General features: G+C 72.3%; 18 protein-coding genes. 9 read left to right on the top strand and 9 right to left on the bottom strand.

Annotated features, from left to right (window positions below):
• Positions 1–3 precede the first annotated feature (3 nt).
• From QUV83_RS14505 to QUV83_RS14490, 4 genes are all read left to right on the top strand, one after another.
• Complete coding sequence (locus QUV83_RS14505) at positions 4–729, top strand: energy-coupling factor ABC transporter ATP-binding protein (protein WP_289565549.1); 726 nt, start codon at positions 4–6, stop codon at positions 727–729.
• The gene (locus tag QUV83_RS14500; protein WP_289565547.1) at positions 726–1,364 is read left to right on the top strand and encodes an energy-coupling factor transporter transmembrane component T family protein; all 639 of its coding nucleotides are present in this window, start codon (positions 726–728) and stop codon (positions 1,362–1,364) included. The genes QUV83_RS14505 and QUV83_RS14500 overlap by 4 nt, the downstream gene beginning before the upstream one ends.
• A gap of 50 nt (positions 1,365–1,414) precedes the next feature.
• On the top strand, positions 1,415–2,290 hold the full coding sequence (gene ypfJ, locus QUV83_RS14495; protein WP_289565546.1) for a KPN_02809 family neutral zinc metallopeptidase: 876 nt from the start codon (positions 1,415–1,417) through the stop codon (positions 2,288–2,290).
• A 175-nt stretch (positions 2,291–2,465) separates the two neighbouring features.
• Positions 2,466–2,762: a hypothetical protein gene (locus QUV83_RS14490; RefSeq protein ID WP_289565544.1), complete on the top strand. Its 297-nt coding sequence runs from the start codon at positions 2,466–2,468 to the stop codon at positions 2,760–2,762.
• A 125-nt stretch (positions 2,763–2,887) separates the two neighbouring features.
• On the opposite strand, the gene QUV83_RS14485 is transcribed toward QUV83_RS14490, so the two are convergent.
• From QUV83_RS14485 to QUV83_RS14450, 8 genes are read right to left on the bottom strand one after another with little or no spacing between them, the layout of a single operon-like run.
• A complete protein-coding gene (locus QUV83_RS14485; protein WP_289565542.1) occupies positions 2,888–3,220 on the bottom strand; it encodes a metal-sulfur cluster assembly factor in 333 nt (110 codons plus the stop codon).
• A complete protein-coding gene (sufU, locus tag QUV83_RS14480) occupies positions 3,217–3,705 on the bottom strand; it encodes a Fe-S cluster assembly sulfur transfer protein SufU (protein WP_289565540.1) in 489 nt (162 codons plus the stop codon). Before sufU ends, QUV83_RS14485 begins: the two co-directional genes overlap by 4 nt.
• Positions 3,706–3,715: 10 nt before the next feature.
• On the bottom strand, positions 3,716–5,038 hold the full coding sequence (locus QUV83_RS14475) for a cysteine desulfurase (RefSeq protein ID WP_289565539.1): 1,323 nt from the start codon (positions 5,036–5,038) through the stop codon (positions 3,716–3,718).
• Positions 5,039–5,083: 45 nt separating this feature from the next.
• Positions 5,084–5,851, bottom strand: coding sequence for a Fe-S cluster assembly ATPase SufC (gene sufC / locus QUV83_RS14470; RefSeq protein WP_289565538.1), 768 nt, complete (start codon positions 5,849–5,851; stop codon positions 5,084–5,086).
• Between the two features lie 20 nt (positions 5,852–5,871).
• The gene (locus QUV83_RS14465) at positions 5,872–6,204 is read right to left on the bottom strand and encodes a non-heme iron oxygenase ferredoxin subunit (protein WP_289565536.1); all 333 of its coding nucleotides are present in this window, start codon (positions 6,202–6,204) and stop codon (positions 5,872–5,874) included.
• A complete protein-coding gene (gene sufD, locus QUV83_RS14460; protein ID WP_289565535.1) occupies positions 6,201–7,490 on the bottom strand; it encodes a Fe-S cluster assembly protein SufD in 1,290 nt (429 codons plus the stop codon). The genes QUV83_RS14465 and sufD overlap by 4 nt, the downstream gene beginning before the upstream one ends.
• Positions 7,490–8,932 (bottom strand): Fe-S cluster assembly protein SufB, encoded by a 1,443-nt coding sequence (sufB, locus tag QUV83_RS14455; protein WP_289565533.1) that lies wholly within the window; start codon positions 8,930–8,932, stop codon positions 7,490–7,492. Before sufB ends, sufD begins: the two co-directional genes overlap by 1 nt.
• 1 nt (position 8,933) lies before the next feature.
• Positions 8,934–9,692 carry a helix-turn-helix transcriptional regulator gene (locus tag QUV83_RS14450; RefSeq protein ID WP_289565531.1) on the bottom strand — a complete coding sequence of 253 codons (759 nt, stop codon included), beginning with the start codon at positions 9,690–9,692 and terminating at the stop codon, positions 8,934–8,936.
• 166 nt (positions 9,693–9,858) lie between these two features.
• Between QUV83_RS14450 and QUV83_RS14445 the strand changes: the two genes are divergently transcribed.
• The 5 genes from QUV83_RS14445 (at position 9,859) to QUV83_RS14425 (ending at position 14,520) form a co-directional block, all read left to right on the top strand.
• Positions 9,859–10,818 carry an ABC transporter ATP-binding protein gene (locus QUV83_RS14445; protein WP_289565529.1) on the top strand — a complete coding sequence of 320 codons (960 nt, stop codon included), beginning with the start codon at positions 9,859–9,861 and terminating at the stop codon, positions 10,816–10,818.
• The gene (locus QUV83_RS14440) at positions 10,815–11,591 is read left to right on the top strand and encodes an ABC transporter permease (RefSeq protein WP_289565528.1); all 777 of its coding nucleotides are present in this window, start codon (positions 10,815–10,817) and stop codon (positions 11,589–11,591) included. Before QUV83_RS14445 ends, QUV83_RS14440 begins: the two co-directional genes overlap by 4 nt.
• A gap of 113 nt (positions 11,592–11,704) precedes the next feature.
• Complete coding sequence (locus tag QUV83_RS14435) at positions 11,705–12,679, top strand: ATP-binding cassette domain-containing protein (RefSeq protein ID WP_289565526.1); 975 nt, start codon at positions 11,705–11,707, stop codon at positions 12,677–12,679.
• Complete coding sequence (locus QUV83_RS14430; RefSeq protein WP_289565524.1) at positions 12,676–13,479, top strand: ABC transporter permease; 804 nt, start codon at positions 12,676–12,678, stop codon at positions 13,477–13,479. Before QUV83_RS14435 ends, QUV83_RS14430 begins: the two co-directional genes overlap by 4 nt.
• 63 nt (positions 13,480–13,542) lie before the next feature.
• The gene (locus QUV83_RS14425; protein ID WP_289565522.1) at positions 13,543–14,520 is read left to right on the top strand and encodes a COX15/CtaA family protein; all 978 of its coding nucleotides are present in this window, start codon (positions 13,543–13,545) and stop codon (positions 14,518–14,520) included.
• A gap of 100 nt (positions 14,521–14,620) precedes the next feature.
• Here QUV83_RS14425 and QUV83_RS14420 read toward each other — a convergent pair whose 3' ends face one another.
• Positions 14,621–15,277: an NUDIX domain-containing protein gene (locus tag QUV83_RS14420; RefSeq protein WP_436231927.1), complete on the bottom strand. Its 657-nt coding sequence runs from the start codon at positions 15,275–15,277 to the stop codon at positions 14,621–14,623.
• Position 15,278: the final 1 nt, after the last annotated feature.

Below are 15,278 nucleotides of genomic sequence, written 5' to 3'. Positions count from 1 at the left end.
CGCATGATCGAGTTCGACGCCGCCACCGTCACCGTGTACGCCGCGCGTGACGGTGGCGGCACGACCGACGAGGTCCGCACCCTGCTCCACCCGGTGACGTGCCGGCTCACCGAGCGGCGCGTCGCGGTGATCGGCGCGAACGGCTCGGGCAAGTCCACGCTGGCGCGACTCGTGAACGGCCTCGCCCTGCCCTCGGCGGGCAGCGTGCGCGTCGAAGGGCTGGACACCGTGCGGCAGGGCCCCGCGGTGCGCCGCCGGGTCGGGTTCGTGTTCTCCGACCCCGACGCGCAGCTCGTGATGCCGACGGCCGTCGAGGACGTCGCGCTGTCGCTGCGCCGGCTCGACGTCCCCGCGTCCGAGCGCGCCGCCCGCGCACAAGAGATCCTCGCCCGGTTCGGGCTGGGCGGCCGCGCCGAGGTGCCCGTGCATGCCCTCTCCGGCGGTCAGAAGCAGCTCCTCGCGCTCGCCGGCGTGCTCGCGACCGAGCCGTCGGTGCTGGTCTGCGACGAGCCGACCACGCGGCTCGACCTGCGCTGGCAGCGTGTCGTCGACGACCTGATCGACGGGCTCGAGCAGCAGGTGCTCCTCGTGACGCACGACCTGGAGGCCGCCGCGCGCGCGGACCGGGTGCTCGTGGTCGACGCGGGCGCCGTGGTGCACGACGGCGACCCGGAAACCGGCGTCGCCTGTTACCGCGAGCTCATGGCCGCGGCCCCGGTCCCGTGGTGAGGGGCTCACGCGGGCCCAGGCGCCGGGCGTGGGCCGGGCCCCTCGGGCTCTACCACCCCGGCACGAGCCCACTGCACCGCGCCCGCCCCGGCACGAAGCTCGCCGGGCTGATGATGCTCAGCGTCCTCGTCGTGGCCCTGCGAGGCGTCCCCGCGACCCTGGCGCTGACCGCCGTGGCCCTGGTCCTCGTGGCTGTCGGCCGGGTGCCGCTGCGCGCCACGGCCCGCGGCGCCGCTCCCGTGCTCGTGACCGCCGCCCTGGTGCTCGCCTATCAGACCTGGGCGCGCGGCTGGCAGGTCGGCCTGGAGATCGCGCTCGACCTCGTGACGATCGTGCTGGCCGCGAGCGTGCTCACCGCCACCACCCGCGCCGACCACATGCTCGACACGCTGGCCCGGGCAGCGCGACCCCTGCGGCACGTCGGCCTGCCTCCCGAGACGTTCGCGCTCGCCGTGAGCCTCATGCTGCGCGCCATCCCCGCGCTCCTCGAGACGTTCGGCGAGGTCCGCGACGCCGCCCGGGCCCGCGGGCTCGAGCGCGACCCCCGCGCGTTGCTCGCCCCGGCCGCGGTGCGCACCGTCGCCCGCGCCCGGGCCACCGGCGACGCCCTGGCCGCCCGCGGCATCGGTGAGTGACCTGGACGCTTGACCATGCGGCCGCGACGGCGCCCCGCTACGTTCTGCGGATGACGTTCAGCGAGGGTGGCAGCTTCGAGGGTGGCCGAGTCCGCACGAGCCGCGGTGGCCGCGGCGCGGCGATCGGCGGCGGGATCGGGGGCCTCGGCCTGCTGGTGGTCCTCGTCGTCTCGCTCCTGACCGGCGCCGACCCCAGCCAGCTCCTCGGGGCGAGCGGCGGCGCGGGGGCGGGCGTCGAGCAGGGCGTGGTCGGCGATTGCACCGCGGAGCAGGCCAACAGCGACCCGCAATGCCGCCTGTCCGCCACCATCCAGGCCCTGGACGCCTACTGGGCGACAGCGCTGCCGTCCGGGCTCGCCGAGCCGGGCGTCGAGTCGTTCACCGGGGGCACGTCCACCGGCTGCGGCCAGGCGTCCTCCGCCACCGGTCCGTTCTACTGCCCGTCCGATCAGTCGATCTACCTGGACCTGTCGTTCTACGACGTGCTGCAGAGCCAGTACGGGGCCGCTGGCGGCCCGCTCGCCGAGATGTACGTGACAGCGCACGAGTACGGCCACCACGTGCAGAACCTCACCGGGGTGATGGATCGCGCCAACCGCCAGGGCGGCGGGGCGGAGTCCGACTCGGTGCGCGTCGAGCTGCAGGCCGACTGCTACGCGGGCCTGTGGGCGGGGCACGCGGCGAGCACCGTCGACCCGGACACGGGCGTGGCGTTCCTCGAGCCGATCACCCCCGACCAGCTCGCCCAGGCACTGTCCGCGGCCGCGGCCGTCGGCGACGACCACCTGCAGGCGCAGTCCTCGGGCGGCGTCAACCCCGACACCTGGACCCACGGGTCCAGCGAGCAGCGCCAGCGCTGGTTCACCACCGGCTACGAGCGGGGCGAGTTGGCGGCCTGCGACACGTTCGCCGCCGCGCAGCTCTGACCGGCCCGCACATGGCGGCGCCGCGCCAAACGACCCGATCCAGCGCGACCGTCAACGGCGGCTTGAGCCGCCGTTCGGCCATCGCGCCGGCCGTTGAAAGTGACGCGGGAGTGGATCCGGCAGCCGAGTGAAGAACTGTCCCGGCGTGAGGCCACTGCTGGTCTACCTTCGTGTCATGGCACGCCAGATCTCGCCTTACGCCCGTCGGTGTATGCGGCTGCGGGCGCTGCTGGAACCCTGGGCGCTAGAGGAGCGGCGCAACCACGACAGCCTCGCCCTGTTCACTGGCATCGTCCGCGACCATGCCAAATCGTTGCACGTCCATGGACTATCCCCTCGCGACTGGTCGGTCATCGTGGCCACCGTGACCGAGCGCGCCTGGGCTGCCGAGGTAGACCCTCCCGACGAAGACCTCGACCCCGAGGCAGAAGCGTTCATGGCTGACCTGCGCCGGGAGATTCACGGCCAGTAGTCGCGCTGTTCCCATCGGGGCGGCGTTGGTCTCGCTGGCGGCCCTATGAACGAATGAACGTCACGATCAGCCGACCAACAAAGCCCTGGCCAGCTCGCTGACCAGGGCTTTGAGGTTGGTCGAACTCAAATGTTGAAGCCGAGGGCCCGCATCTGCTCGCGGCCGTCAGGCGTGATCTTCTCCGGGCCCCACGGCGGCATCCACACCCAGTTGATGCGGAAGCCGTCGACGATGCCGTCGAGCGACTGCCCCGCCTGCTCCTCGATCACGTCGGTCAGCGGGCACGCCGCCGAGGTGAGCGTCATGTCGACGACTGCGTGGTTCTGCTGGTCGATCGTGACCCCGTACACGAGGCCGAGGTCGACGACGTTGATGCCCAGCTCGGGGTCGATGACGTCGCGGAGGGCCTCCTCGACGTCGGCGGCCGTCGTCGGCTGGGCCGGGTTCGTGGCGGTCATGCGTCCTCCTGAGATGTGGTGGCGCCCGTCTTGATGAGGGCGTCCTGCAGCGCGGCCCAGCCGAGCAGCGCGCACTTGATCCGTGCGGGGTACTTGGCGACGCCGGTGAACGCCGTCGCGTCGCCCAGCGCGTCCTCGGCTTCCTCGTCCAGCCCCGCGCCGCGCGCGTGCATCAGCGCGCGGAACGTCCCGGCGAGGTCGTCGACCTGCCCGAGGCCCGCGCCCGTGACCAGGTCGTGCAGCACTGAGATGGAGGCCTGCGAGATGCTGCAGCCCTGCCCCTCCCAGCTGATGCGGCTCACCCGCGCCTCGGGGGCGCTGGTGTCGAGCTCCACCCGCAGCGTCACCTCGTCGCCGCAGGTCGGGTTCACCTGGTGCGACTCCCCCACGGTCGCCACTGGCTCCTGCAGCCCCTTGCCGTGCGGCGTCCGCGCGTGGTCGAGGATGACCTGCTGGTACAGCTGCTCCATCGAGCCCGTGCTCATGAGTCCCCTCCTAGCCGACCGGGACGGCCGGTGTGTCCGTCAGTCCGAAGAACGCCCGGACCCCCGCCAACGCTTCCCGGAAGACCTCGATCTCCTCGAGCGTGGTGTACACAGCGGTGCTGGCGCGTGTGCTCGCCGTGGCGCCGAGCCGACGGTGCAGGGGCTGCGCGCAGTGGTGGCCCACCCGCACGGCCACCCCGGCGTCGTCGAGCACCTGGCCCACGTCGTGCGCGTGCACGCCGTCGACCACGAAGGAGACGTTAGCGAGCCGATCCGTCGCGTCCGTGGGCCCGAGGACCCGGACGCCGGGCACGGAGGCGACAGCATCGAGCAGCGCACGGGTGAGGACTGCCTCGTGCTCGGCGACTGCCTCCATGCCGAGCTCGGCCAGGTAGCTCGCGGCCGCGCCCATGCCGACGGCCTGGGAGACCATCTGGGTGCCGGCCTCGAACCGCTGCGGCGGCGGCGCGTACGTGGTGCGCTCCATGGTCACGACCTCGACCATCGAGCCGCCGGTGGTGACCGGCGGCATCGCCTCGAGCAGCTCCCGGCGGCCGTACAACGCGCCGACGCCGGTGGGCCCCAGCATCTTGTGGCCGGAGAACGCCGCGAAGTCGACGCCGAGCGCCGCCAGGTCGACGGGCAGGTGCGGGACGGACTGGCACGCGTCGAGCACTGTCAGCGCGCCGACCTCGCGGGCCCGGGCCACGAACGGGGCCACCGGGGTGATGGCCCCGGTGACGTTCGAGGCGTGCGTGAACGCCAGCACCCGGGTGCGCTCGGTGACGACCGTCTCCAGGTCCTCGAGCCGCAGGCGCCCGTCGTCGTGCACGCCGATCCAGCGCAACGTGGCGCCGGTCCGCTCGGCGAGCTCCTGCCATGGCACGAGGTTGGCGTGGTGCTCCGCCTCGGTGACCACGATCTCGTCACCGGCGCGCAGCGCGAGCCCACGCGCCTCGGCGCCGCCCCGGCCCAGCGACGCGTTGGACATCGCGTAGGCCACCAGGTTGATCGCCGACGTCGCGTTCGACGTCCACACCAGCTCGCCCGGCGAGACCCCCACGAACGACGCGACCTGGTCCCGGGCGGACTCGAACGCGTCAGTGGCCTCCTCGGCGAGCTGGTGCGCGCCCCGGTGCACGGCCGCGTTGCGCTGGACGTAGAAGTCCTGCTCCGCGTCGAGCACCACCTCGGGCTTCTGCGAGGTCGCCCCGGAGTCCAGGTACACCAACGGTCGCCCGTCGCGCACCGTGCGGGTGAGCAGCGGGAAGTCGGCGCGCACCGCCGCGAGCTCGGCCGGGCCGAGCGTCGGGGTGTCCTGGGTGGCGTTCACAGCAGTTCCGTCCTCGTGTGGGTCAGTCGGGAGCGTCGGGACGCGTCAGGCGCTGATGCTCCCGCTGGGCAGGAAGCGGTCGTAGCCCTCGTTCTCCAGGCGCTCGGCCAGCTCGGGCCCGCCCTCCTCGGCGACGCGGCCGTCGACGAAGACGTGGACGAAGTCCGGCGTGATGTAGCGCAGGATGCGCGTGTAGTGCGTGATGAGCAGGATGCCCACGTCGCCGCCCGAGCGCACCCGGTTGACGCCCTCGGAGACGACGCGCAGCGCGTCGACGTCCAGGCCGGAGTCGGTCTCGTCGAGGATCGCGAACTTCGGCTTGAGGAGCTCCATCTGGAGGATCTCGTGGCGCTTCTTCTCACCGCCGGAGAAGCCCTCGTTGACGGAGCGCTCGGCGAACGTCGAGTCCATGCGCAGCGCGTCCATGGCGCCACGGACCTCCTTGACCCAGGTCCGCACCGGCGGCGCCTGGCCGTCGATGGCGGTCTTGGCGGTCCGCAGGAAGTTCGCGACGCTCACGCCGGGGACCTCGACGGGGTACTGCATCGCCAGGAACATCCCGGCCCGGGCACGCTCGTCGACGCTCAGCGAGAGCAGGTCCTCGCCGTCGAGCGTCACAGTGCCCGAGGTGATCTGGTACTTGGGGTGGCCGGCCAGCGAGTACGCCAGCGTCGACTTGCCCGAGCCGTTGGGGCCCATGATCGCGTGGGTCTCGCCGCTGGCGATCGTCAGGTCGACGCCGCGCAGGATCGGCTTGGGGCCTTCCTTGGTCTCGACGCTGACGTGCAGGTCGCGGATCTCAAGCGTGGACATACTCAGGTTCTCCTCGAAAGTCACAGGGGCGCGTCGACATCGACGAGCACACGCTCGCCGTCGACGGTCAGGGGGTAGACGGGGACGGGGCGCACGGCAGGCGGGCTGAGCGGCTTGCCGGTGCGCAGGTCGAACCGCGAGCCGTGCAGCCAGCACTCGACGGTGCAGCCCTCCACCTCGCCGTCGGACAGCGACACGGCCCCGTGGGAGCAGATGTCGCTGATGGCGTGCAGCTGGCCGTCCTCGTCGCGCACGACGGCGACCTCGACGCGGCCGGCCGCCCCCTCGAGCTCGACGCGCAGGGCGCCGGCCACGGGGACGTCGGCCGTCAGACAGGCCAGCTGGGCGCTCATGCGCGCTCCGTCTGGGCGGCCGCCTCCGCGCCCTCGACGTGGGGCTCGGCAGCGGTCTCCAACGAGCTCATCGACGCGTTCAGCTCGTTCTCGATCGAGGCGATCAGGCGCTCCTCGACCTCCTCGACGCCGATCTGCTGGATGAGCTCGGCGAAGAACCCGCGCACCACGAGCCGGCGCGCGTCCAGCTCCGGGATGCCGCGGGCACGCAGGTAGAAGAGCTGCTCGTCGTCGAAGCGGCCGGTGGCACTGGCGTGCCCGGCGCCCTCGATGAGGCCCGTCTCGATCTCGAGGTTCGGCACCGAGTCGGCGCGGGCGCCGTCGGAGAGCACGAGGTTGCGGTTGAGCTCGTAGGTGTCGGTGCCCTCGGCCTCGGCGCGGATCAGCACGTCGCCGACCCACACCGCGTGGGCGCCCTGGCCCTGCAGCGCGCCCTTGTAGGTGACGCGCGAGCGGCAGCTCGGCACGGCGTGGTCGACGAAGAGCCGGTGCTCCTGGTGCTGGCCGGCGTCCGCGAAGTACACGCCGAGCATCTCGACGGAGCCGTTCTCGCCGACGAACTCGGCGTCCGGCGTCACGCGCACGACGTCGCCGCCGAGCGTCACCACGATGTGCTTGACCGTCGCGTCGCGGCCCAGGCGCAGCCGGTGCGAGGCGGTGTGCACGGTGCCCGGCGCCCAGTCCTGCACCGAGACGAGCGTGAGGTGCGCGCCGTCCTCGACGACGACCTCGACGGTCTCGGTGAGCAGTGCCTGCCCGACGTGGTCGAGCACGACGACTGCCTCGCTGAGCTCCTGCGCGTGCACCAGCAGGTGCGCGCCGGTGGGCTCGAGCGGGTCCTGCCCCTCGACGCCCTCCACCCGGATCGAGGTGGCGCTCGTGGCGACGGCCTGCTTCGGGATCGTCACGACCGTCGCCCGCGGGAACGAGGCCCAGGCGGCGACGGCGGCGCGGTCGCCGGGGCGGCCGGCCGATCCGAGGCGGGGGTCGTCACGGTCGACGATCTCCACGGTGACCTCGGGCGCCTCCACGACTGTGGTGAGCACGCCGTGGCCCGGGAGCACGCCGTCGGTGTCGGCGCCGAACAGCGGGGCGATCCGGTCGACGGGAGCGAAGCGCCACTCTTCCTCGCGCCCGGTGGGCACGGGGAAGTCGGCGACGTCGAATGACGTGAGCCGCTCGGCGCGCGAGCCCTGCGGCACGACGCCGTGGCTGTGCGCGCCGTCGGCGGTGGCCCGGCTGTGGTCAGTCGACAGCCCGGCGGTGTCCTGTGTGGTGGTCGACATCAGCCGACGGCCCCTTCCATCTGCAGCTCGATCAGGCGGTTCAGCTCGAGGGCGTACTCCATGGGCAGCTCGCGCGCGATCGGCTCGACGAAGCCGCGCACGATCATGGCCATGGCCTCGGTCTCGGTCATCCCGCGGGACATCAGGTAGAACAGCTGGTCCTCGCTCACCCGCGAGACAGTCGCCTCGTGGCCCATCGACACGTCGTCCTCACGGACGTCGACGTACGGGTAGGTGTCGGAGCGGGAGATCTGGTCGACGAGCAGCGCGTCGCACAGCACGTTCGAGGCGGAGTGCTCGGCGCCCTCGAGCACCTGCACGAGGCCGCGGTAGGACGTGCGCCCACCGCCGCGCGCCACCGACTTGGAGACGATCGAGGACGACGTGTGCGGCGCGGCGTGCACCATCTTCGCGCCCGCGTCCTGGTGCTGGCCCTCGCCGGCGAACGCGATCGACAGCGTCTCGCCGCGGGCGTGCTCGCCCATCAGGTAGATCGCCGGGTACTTCATGGTGACCTTGGAGCCGATGTTGCCGTCGACCCACTCCATCGTCGCGCCCTCGGCCGCGGTCGCCCGCTTGGTCACGAGGTTGTACACGTTGTTCGACCAGTTCTGGATGGTCGTGTACCGCACGCGGGCGTTCTTCTTGACGATGATCTCGACGACCGCCGAGTGCAGCGAGTCGGACGAGTACACCGGGGCGGTGCAGCCCTCGACGTAGTGCACGTACGAGCCCTCGTCCGCGATGATCAGCGTCCGCTCGAACTGGCCCATGTTCTCCGTGTTGATCCGGAAGTAGGCCTGCAGCGGGATCTCGACGTGCACGCCCGGCGGCACATAGACGAACGAGCCGCCCGACCACACAGCGGTGTTGAGCGAGGCGAACTTGTTGTCGCCCGGGGGGATCACCGAGCCGAAGTACTGCTGGAAGATCTCCGGGTGCTCGCGCAGGGCCGTGTCGGTGTCGAGGAAGATGACGCCCTGCTCCTCGAGCTCCTCCTGGATCTGGTGGTAGACGACCTCGGACTCGTACTGCGCGGCGACGCCCGCGACGAGGCGCTGCTTCTCGGCCTCGGGGATGCCCAGCCGGTCGTACGTGTCCTTGATCTCGTCGGGCAGCTCTTCCCAGGTGGTGGCCTGCTTCTCGGTCGAGCGCACGAAGTACTTGATGTTGTCGAAGTCGATGCCCGTGAGGTCGGAGCCCCACCACGGCATGGGCTTCTTCTCGAACAGGCGCAGCGACTTCAGACGCGTCTTCAGCATCCACTCGGGCTCGTTCTTGAGCGCCGAGATGTTGCGCACGACGGCCTCGGAGAGCCCTCGCTGGGCGATGGCGCCCGCGTCGTCCTTGTCGTGCCACCCGTAGGTGTAGTTCCCGATCGAGGCGATCGCCTCGTCCTGGGTCAACGGGGTGCCAGCAGCACTCTCAGTGGGTGCGCTCATGTCATCGTCCTTCCGCGGGGGCAGGGTTCGTCATCGTCGGAATGTTCGTGGTGCAGACGTGGCCGCCCCCGGCCAACGTCGCGAGGCGTTGCACGTGGACACCCAGCATCCGCGAGAAGGCCTGGGCCTCGGCCTCGCAGAGCTGGGGAAACTCTTGGGCGACCTGCTGCACCGGGCAATGGCCCTGGCAGAGCTGGATCGCGGCTGTGCCGGGCACCGGCCGCGCGGTGGCGGCGTACCCGTCGTCGGCCAGGGCGTCGGCCAGGGCGCGGACACGGGCGACGGGGTCGTCCCCCGCGGCCTCGACTGCTGCGCCGTGGCGGTCCTCGAGCTCGCGCACGCGCCGCTCGGCGAACTCTTCCACCGCGTCCGGCCCGACGACCTCGGCGAGGAAGCGCAGGGCCTCCGTGGCGATGCCCGAGTAGGCGTGGGGCTGGGCTGCCTGGCCCTGGTTGGTCACGACGTACCTGCGGGCGGGGCGGCCACGCCGGGCGGGCATGCCGCCCTGCGCCTCGTGCACGGTGATCTGGCCGTTGCCCTCGAGCACGGCCAGATGGCGGCGGATGGCCGCCGTCGTCAGGTCGAGCTCGGCGGCCAGCTCCGCGGCCGAGATCGGGCCGTCGGCGGTCACGATCTTCAGCACCCGCTCACGGGTGCCCGCCTCGTGGTCCGCGACCTCGTCCTCCGCCGGGCGCCACACCGAGACGGCGCGTGCGCGCGCAGAAGCCCGCACGGACGCGTGGGTCCGTGACACAGGCATGACGGCACTCATCCGCACCTCCGTTCGATGGGCTACTGCCAGACGTCGGCGCTGGCCTTGATATTGCCAACATCCTTGTTGCCAATATCGTTCCTCGCAAGCAAGGTGAGCCTCACCACGTCGCGACAGCCCTGCCCAGGACGCGCCTGCGCCTAGACTCGTCGCCGTGTCAGCACCCCCCGCCGTCGAGATCCGCGGGCTCGTCAAACGGCATGGCGGCCGCGCTGTCGTGGACGGGCTCGACCTCACCGCCGAAGCCGGCCAGGTCACGGCGGTCCTCGGCCCCAACGGCGCCGGCAAGACCACCACGATCGAGTGCTGCGAGGGCCTGCGCGTCCCCGACGGCGGATCCGTGCGGGTGCTCGGCCTCGACCCCCAGACGGGCGGACGCGAGCTGCGCGCCCAGGTGGGCGTGATGCTGCAGGATTCTGGCCTGCCGACGGCCGTCCGCGCCCTGGACATGCTGCGGCACGTCGCCACCATGTACGCGGTCCCCCGGGACGTCGCCGAGCTCGCGGAGCGGCTGGGCCTCGGCGACTTCGCCGGGACCACGATCCGGCGGCTGTCCGGTGGCCAGCGCCAGCGGCTCGCCCTCGCGATCGCCCTGGTCGGCCGCCCGGCGCTCGTGTTCCTCGACGAGCCCAGCGCGGGCATGGACCCGCAGTCCCGGCACGCGGTGTGGGAGCTCGTGCGCGAGCTGCGGGACGACGGCGTGGCCGTGGTGCTCACGACCCACCTGATGGACGAGGCGGAGTCGCTGGCCGACCACGTGGTCGTCGTCGACCACGGCCGGGTCATCGCCGAGGGCGGCGTGCGCGACCTGGTCGCCGCGACGGCCGATCGGACCTTGAGGTTCGAGGCTCCCCCCGGGCTCGACCTCTCGTCGCTCGCCGCGGCCCTCGCCGCCGCGACGCTCGCCGTCGGAGCGCCAACGCCCGGCCACGACCCGGTCGTGAGGGAGTCGACGCCCGGCGAGTACGCGCTCAGCGGCCCGGTCACACCCGACGTCCTCGCGGCGCTCACCGCCTGGTCGGCCGCCCGTGGAGTGCTCCTGACCAGCCTCAGCGTGGGCCGCCGCACCCTCGAGGACGTCTTCCTCGACCTCACCGGACGGAACCTCAGATGACTACCGTCACCGACGTGCGCCGCGCGTCCGCGCCCGCGAGCCCCGCACGCCGCGTGCTGTCCCAGACGGCCTTCGAGACGCAGGCGATCCTGCGCAACGCCGAGCAGCTCATGGTGACCCTCGCGCTGCCCGCACTCATCCTCATCGGGCTCACGCGCAGCGACCTGGTCGAGCTGTCGACCGGCGGCGCCGCACGGATCGACTTCGTGGCCCCCGGGGTGATCGCGCTCGCCGTGATGAGCACGTCCTTCACGTCGCAGGCCATCGCCACGGCGTTCGACCGCCGCAACGGCGTGCTGCGGCTGCTCGCGACGACACCGCTCGGGCGCGGCGGCCTGCTCGCGGGGAAGATCCTCGCGGTGTTCGCCGTCGAGCTCGTGCAGATCGTGGTGCTCGGGGCCCTCGCCGTGGCCCTCGGCTGGCGGCCCGACCCCGCCGGCATCCCCCTCGCCTTGCTCACCATCGTGTTGGGCACCGCCGCGTTCACCTCCCTCGCGCTGCTCATCGCCGGGACCCTGCGCTCCGAGGCGGTGCTGGCGGTGGCGAACCTGCTGCTCGTGCTGCTGGCCGTCGGCGGCGGCGTGCTGGTCCCCGCGGAGCAATTGCCCGGGCCGCTGGCCGGCCTCGCGCTCTTCCTGCCCTCGGGCGCCCTCGGAGAGGGCCTGCGCCAAGCGCTGCTGGCCGGCAGCGTGCCCGGCTGGACGGCCCCCGTCCTGGTCGCCTGGGCGGGGGCCCTCGGCTGGGGCGCGGCACGGCTGTTCCGCTGGCACTGACCGCTCCATCGGGGTCAACGCCGCAGCCGGCCTGACCCCCGGGCGACGCCCCGCACACCCTGGACATCGCTCCCAAAACGCGCATGTCGGACGATGCGCCTAGCATCGCCCGCATGGGCGATTCGATCATCGCGCGCGGACTGGTCAAGAAGTACGGGGATGTCGTCGCCCTCGACGGCGTCGATCTGACCGTGCCCACGGGCACGGTGCTCGGGCTGCTCGGCCCGAACGGCGCCGGGAAGACGACAGTGGTGCGCATCCTCACCACGTTGCTGCGGCCCACCGCCGGGAGCGCCACCGTCGCGGGGGCCGACGTCCTCGCCGAGCCGGCGCGCGTGCGCCGCCACATCGGCCTGTCCGGCCAGTACGCCGCCGTCGACGAGTACCTCACGGGCTTCGAGAACCTCGTCATGATCGGCCGGCTCTACCACCTCGGGCGGCGCGCGTCGCGAGTGCGCGCCCGCGAGCTGCTGGAGAACTTCTCGCTCGCCGAGTCGGGCGACCGGCCCACACGCACCTACTCCGGCGGGATGCGGCGCCGCCTCGACCTGGCCGGGGCGCTCGTGGCCGACCCGCCCGTGATCTTCCTGGACGAGCCCACCACCGGGCTCGACCCGCGTGGGCGCACCGAGATGTGGAACGTCATCCAGACCCTCGTCGCCAAGGGCACGACGCTGCTGCTCACCACGCAGTACTTGGAGGAGGCAGACCTGCTCGCCGACGAGATCGTGGTGATCGACCACGGCAAGATCATCGCGCAGGGCACCTCCGACGACCTGAAGCGCGAGGTCGGCGGGGAGCGGCTCGAGCTCACGCTGTCCGATGGCAGCCAGCTCCCCGAGGCCGAGAGGCTCCTCACCCCGCTGGGCCTCGGCCCCCCGACGCTCGACGTCGGCCGGCGCACGCTGCTGATGCCGGTGGCCGGTGGCGCCACGACCCTCGCGGAGACGCTGCGGGTCCTGGACGGGACGTCGATCGCGCTGGACGACATCGGCCTGCGCCGCCCGACGCTCGACGACGTGTTCCTCTCGCTGACCGGCCGCACCACGCATGACGAGGACGACGAGTCGGAAGGACGGCAGTCATGAGGGTGCCCCATGTCGTCGCCGACGCGTCGGTCGTGGCGACGCGCAACATCATCAAGATCAAGCGCGTCCCCGACCTGCTGGTCTTCACCACGCTGTCGCCCATCATGTTCGTCCTGCTGTTCGCCTACGTCTTCGGCGGGGCGATCGAGGGCGGGAGCGGCGACGAGTACCGGCAGTTCCTCATCGCCGGGATCTTCGCCCAGACGGTCATCTTCGGCTCGACGATCACCGGCGCCGGGCTGGCCGAGGACGTCAAGAAGGGCATCATCGACCGCTTCCGGTCGCTGCCGATGTCCCCGTCTGCGGTCCTCACGGGCCGCACATTCTCCGACGTGATCAACAACGTGCTCGTGCTCATCGTCATGTCGCTCACCGGGCTGGTCGTCGGCTGGCGGATCACCAGCTCGTTCTGGGACGCCGTGGCCGGGTACCTGCTGCTCATCGTGTTCGCGTACGCGGTCTCGTGGATCTTCGCGTGGGTCGGCATGCTCGTCCCCAGCCCGGAGGTGGTGAACAACGCCTCGTTCATCATCATCTTCCCGCTGACGTTCGTCGCGAACACCTTCGTCCCCCTCGACACGCTGCCCGCCCCGTTGCAGGCCTTCGCGGAGTGGAACCCGGTGTCCGCCGTCACCCAGGCGGCGCGCGAGCTCTTCGGGAACATCCCCGCCGGCACGCCGGAGCCCACCGGCTGGGCGCTGCAGCACCCCGTCGCCTACACCTTGATGTGGTGCGTGGTGATCCTCGCGGTCTTCGTCCCGCTCGCCAACGCGCAGTACCGCGTCTCCACCAGCCGCTGAGCCCGGCGCACGTCACACCGGCCAGGCTCTGAACCAGAGGCGCCCGCACGTACGCTGGTCCGCGTGAGCGCAGCCCTCGTCGCCCCTGACCTCCCCGCCGCACGGCGTGACGTGTGGCGCCACCGCGCGATCGTCGCGAACCTCGTCGCGCAGATCGGCATCGTCGTCACCGGCGGCGCCGTGCGGCTGACCGCCTCCGGGCTCGGCTGCTCCACGTGGCCGATGTGCGAGCCGGGCGCGTTCACCCCCGTGCGGCACGCGGCCGCGACGGGCCACTCGTTCATCGAGTTCGGCAACCGCACGCTCACCGGCGTGCTCGGCGTGATCGCCCTCGCGGTGGCCTACCTGGTGTGGACGAACCGCAGCCGTGGCGATGCCTACCGCAAGCTCGGGCTCGCCCCGCTGATCGGGGTCGCACTGCAGGCGCTGGTGGGCGGTGTGACGGTGCTCCTGGACCTGCACCCCGCGGTGGTCGCCGTGCACATGCTCATCTCCCTGGCGCTGATCAGCGTCTCGACGCTGCTGCTGCGCCGTGAGCGCGAGGGCGACGGCCCCGCCCACACCGTGGTGGGCCCCGCGATGGTGCGCGCCGGGTGGCTGCTCGCCGGTGTCGCGGTGGTGCTGCTGAGCCTCGGCGTGATCGTCACCGGCGCGGGCCCGCACGGCGGGGATGACGACGTCGCCTACCGGTTCGCCGTCGACCCGGCGCTCATGTCACGGCTCCACGCCCTCGCGGTGTGGGTCTTCTGCGGTGTGCTCGCCGTGATGCTCGTCGCGCTGTGGCGCACGGGCGCCCCCGCCGCGGTCCGCCGCTCCGGGATCCTCCTGGTGGCGGTCACGCTGGCCCAGGGGCTCGTCGGGTACGTGCAGTACTTCACCGGGCTGCCGGCACTGCTCGTCGGCGTGCACATGCTGGGCGCCGGGCTGCTCGCCGCCGCCCTCACCTGGTTCCTGGTGAGCCTCCGGACCCGCGCGCAGGCCACGCTCCCGGACACGGCGGGAGACGACGCTGGTCGGGTCGGCTCCCCCGCCGTCGCCTGACCCGCACCCGCCTCGGCGCCCCGTCAGAGCGCACGCACGACGAAGGCCGGCCCCCCAGGGGGCCGGCCTTCGTCGTTGCTGATCTCATGCCGCCGCGGGCTCAGCCCACCACGGCCACCTCGTCGGCAGCGCGCAACGTGGACCAGCCACGGTCGCGCGCGGCGGACGCGGCGAGGATCCCGAGCACCGCCGTCGGGCTGTGCAGGCGGCCGCCCAGCACCGCCTCGACAGCCTCGTCCAACGGCACCCACACAGGCACCATGTCGGCCTCCTCGTCCTCGCGGGCGAAGCGCTCGTCGTCCGGCACCGGCGACAGGTCGCGGGCTAGGAAGATGACGATCCGCTCGTCGGAGCCGCCCGGCGAGGAGAAGTAGTCCACGAGCACCTGCCAGGAGCCGGCGCGCAGGTCCGCCTCCTCGCCGAGCTCACGTGCCGCGGCGTCCACCAGCGGCTCCCCCGCGACGTCCAACAAGCCCGCCGGCGGCTCCCACAGCTCGGTGCGCACCGGGTGCCGGTACTGCGAGAGCAGCAGCACCCGGTCGTCCTCGTCGAGGGCGATGACCGCGACCGCGCCGGGGTGCGCCACATACTCGCGCAGCACCTGCGAGGAGCCGAGGTCCACCACGTCGCCCACGACGTCCCACACCTTGCCGGCGTGGATCTGCGTGTGCTCGGTGACGGGCCGGGGCGCCCGCAGGTCGGTCAGGCCCTGCGTCGCTGCGACGCGCTCGACGTCGCCGGCGTGGGACTCGCCCACG

This window comes from Cellulomonas cellasea, assembly GCF_030372105.1.
In the GTDB taxonomy this organism is placed as follows: Bacteria; Actinomycetota; Actinomycetes; order Actinomycetales; family Cellulomonadaceae; genus Cellulomonas_A; species Cellulomonas_A cellasea_A.
Note: the sequence above shows the minus strand (reverse complement) of the source record. Positions and strands in the feature narration are given on the sequence as shown.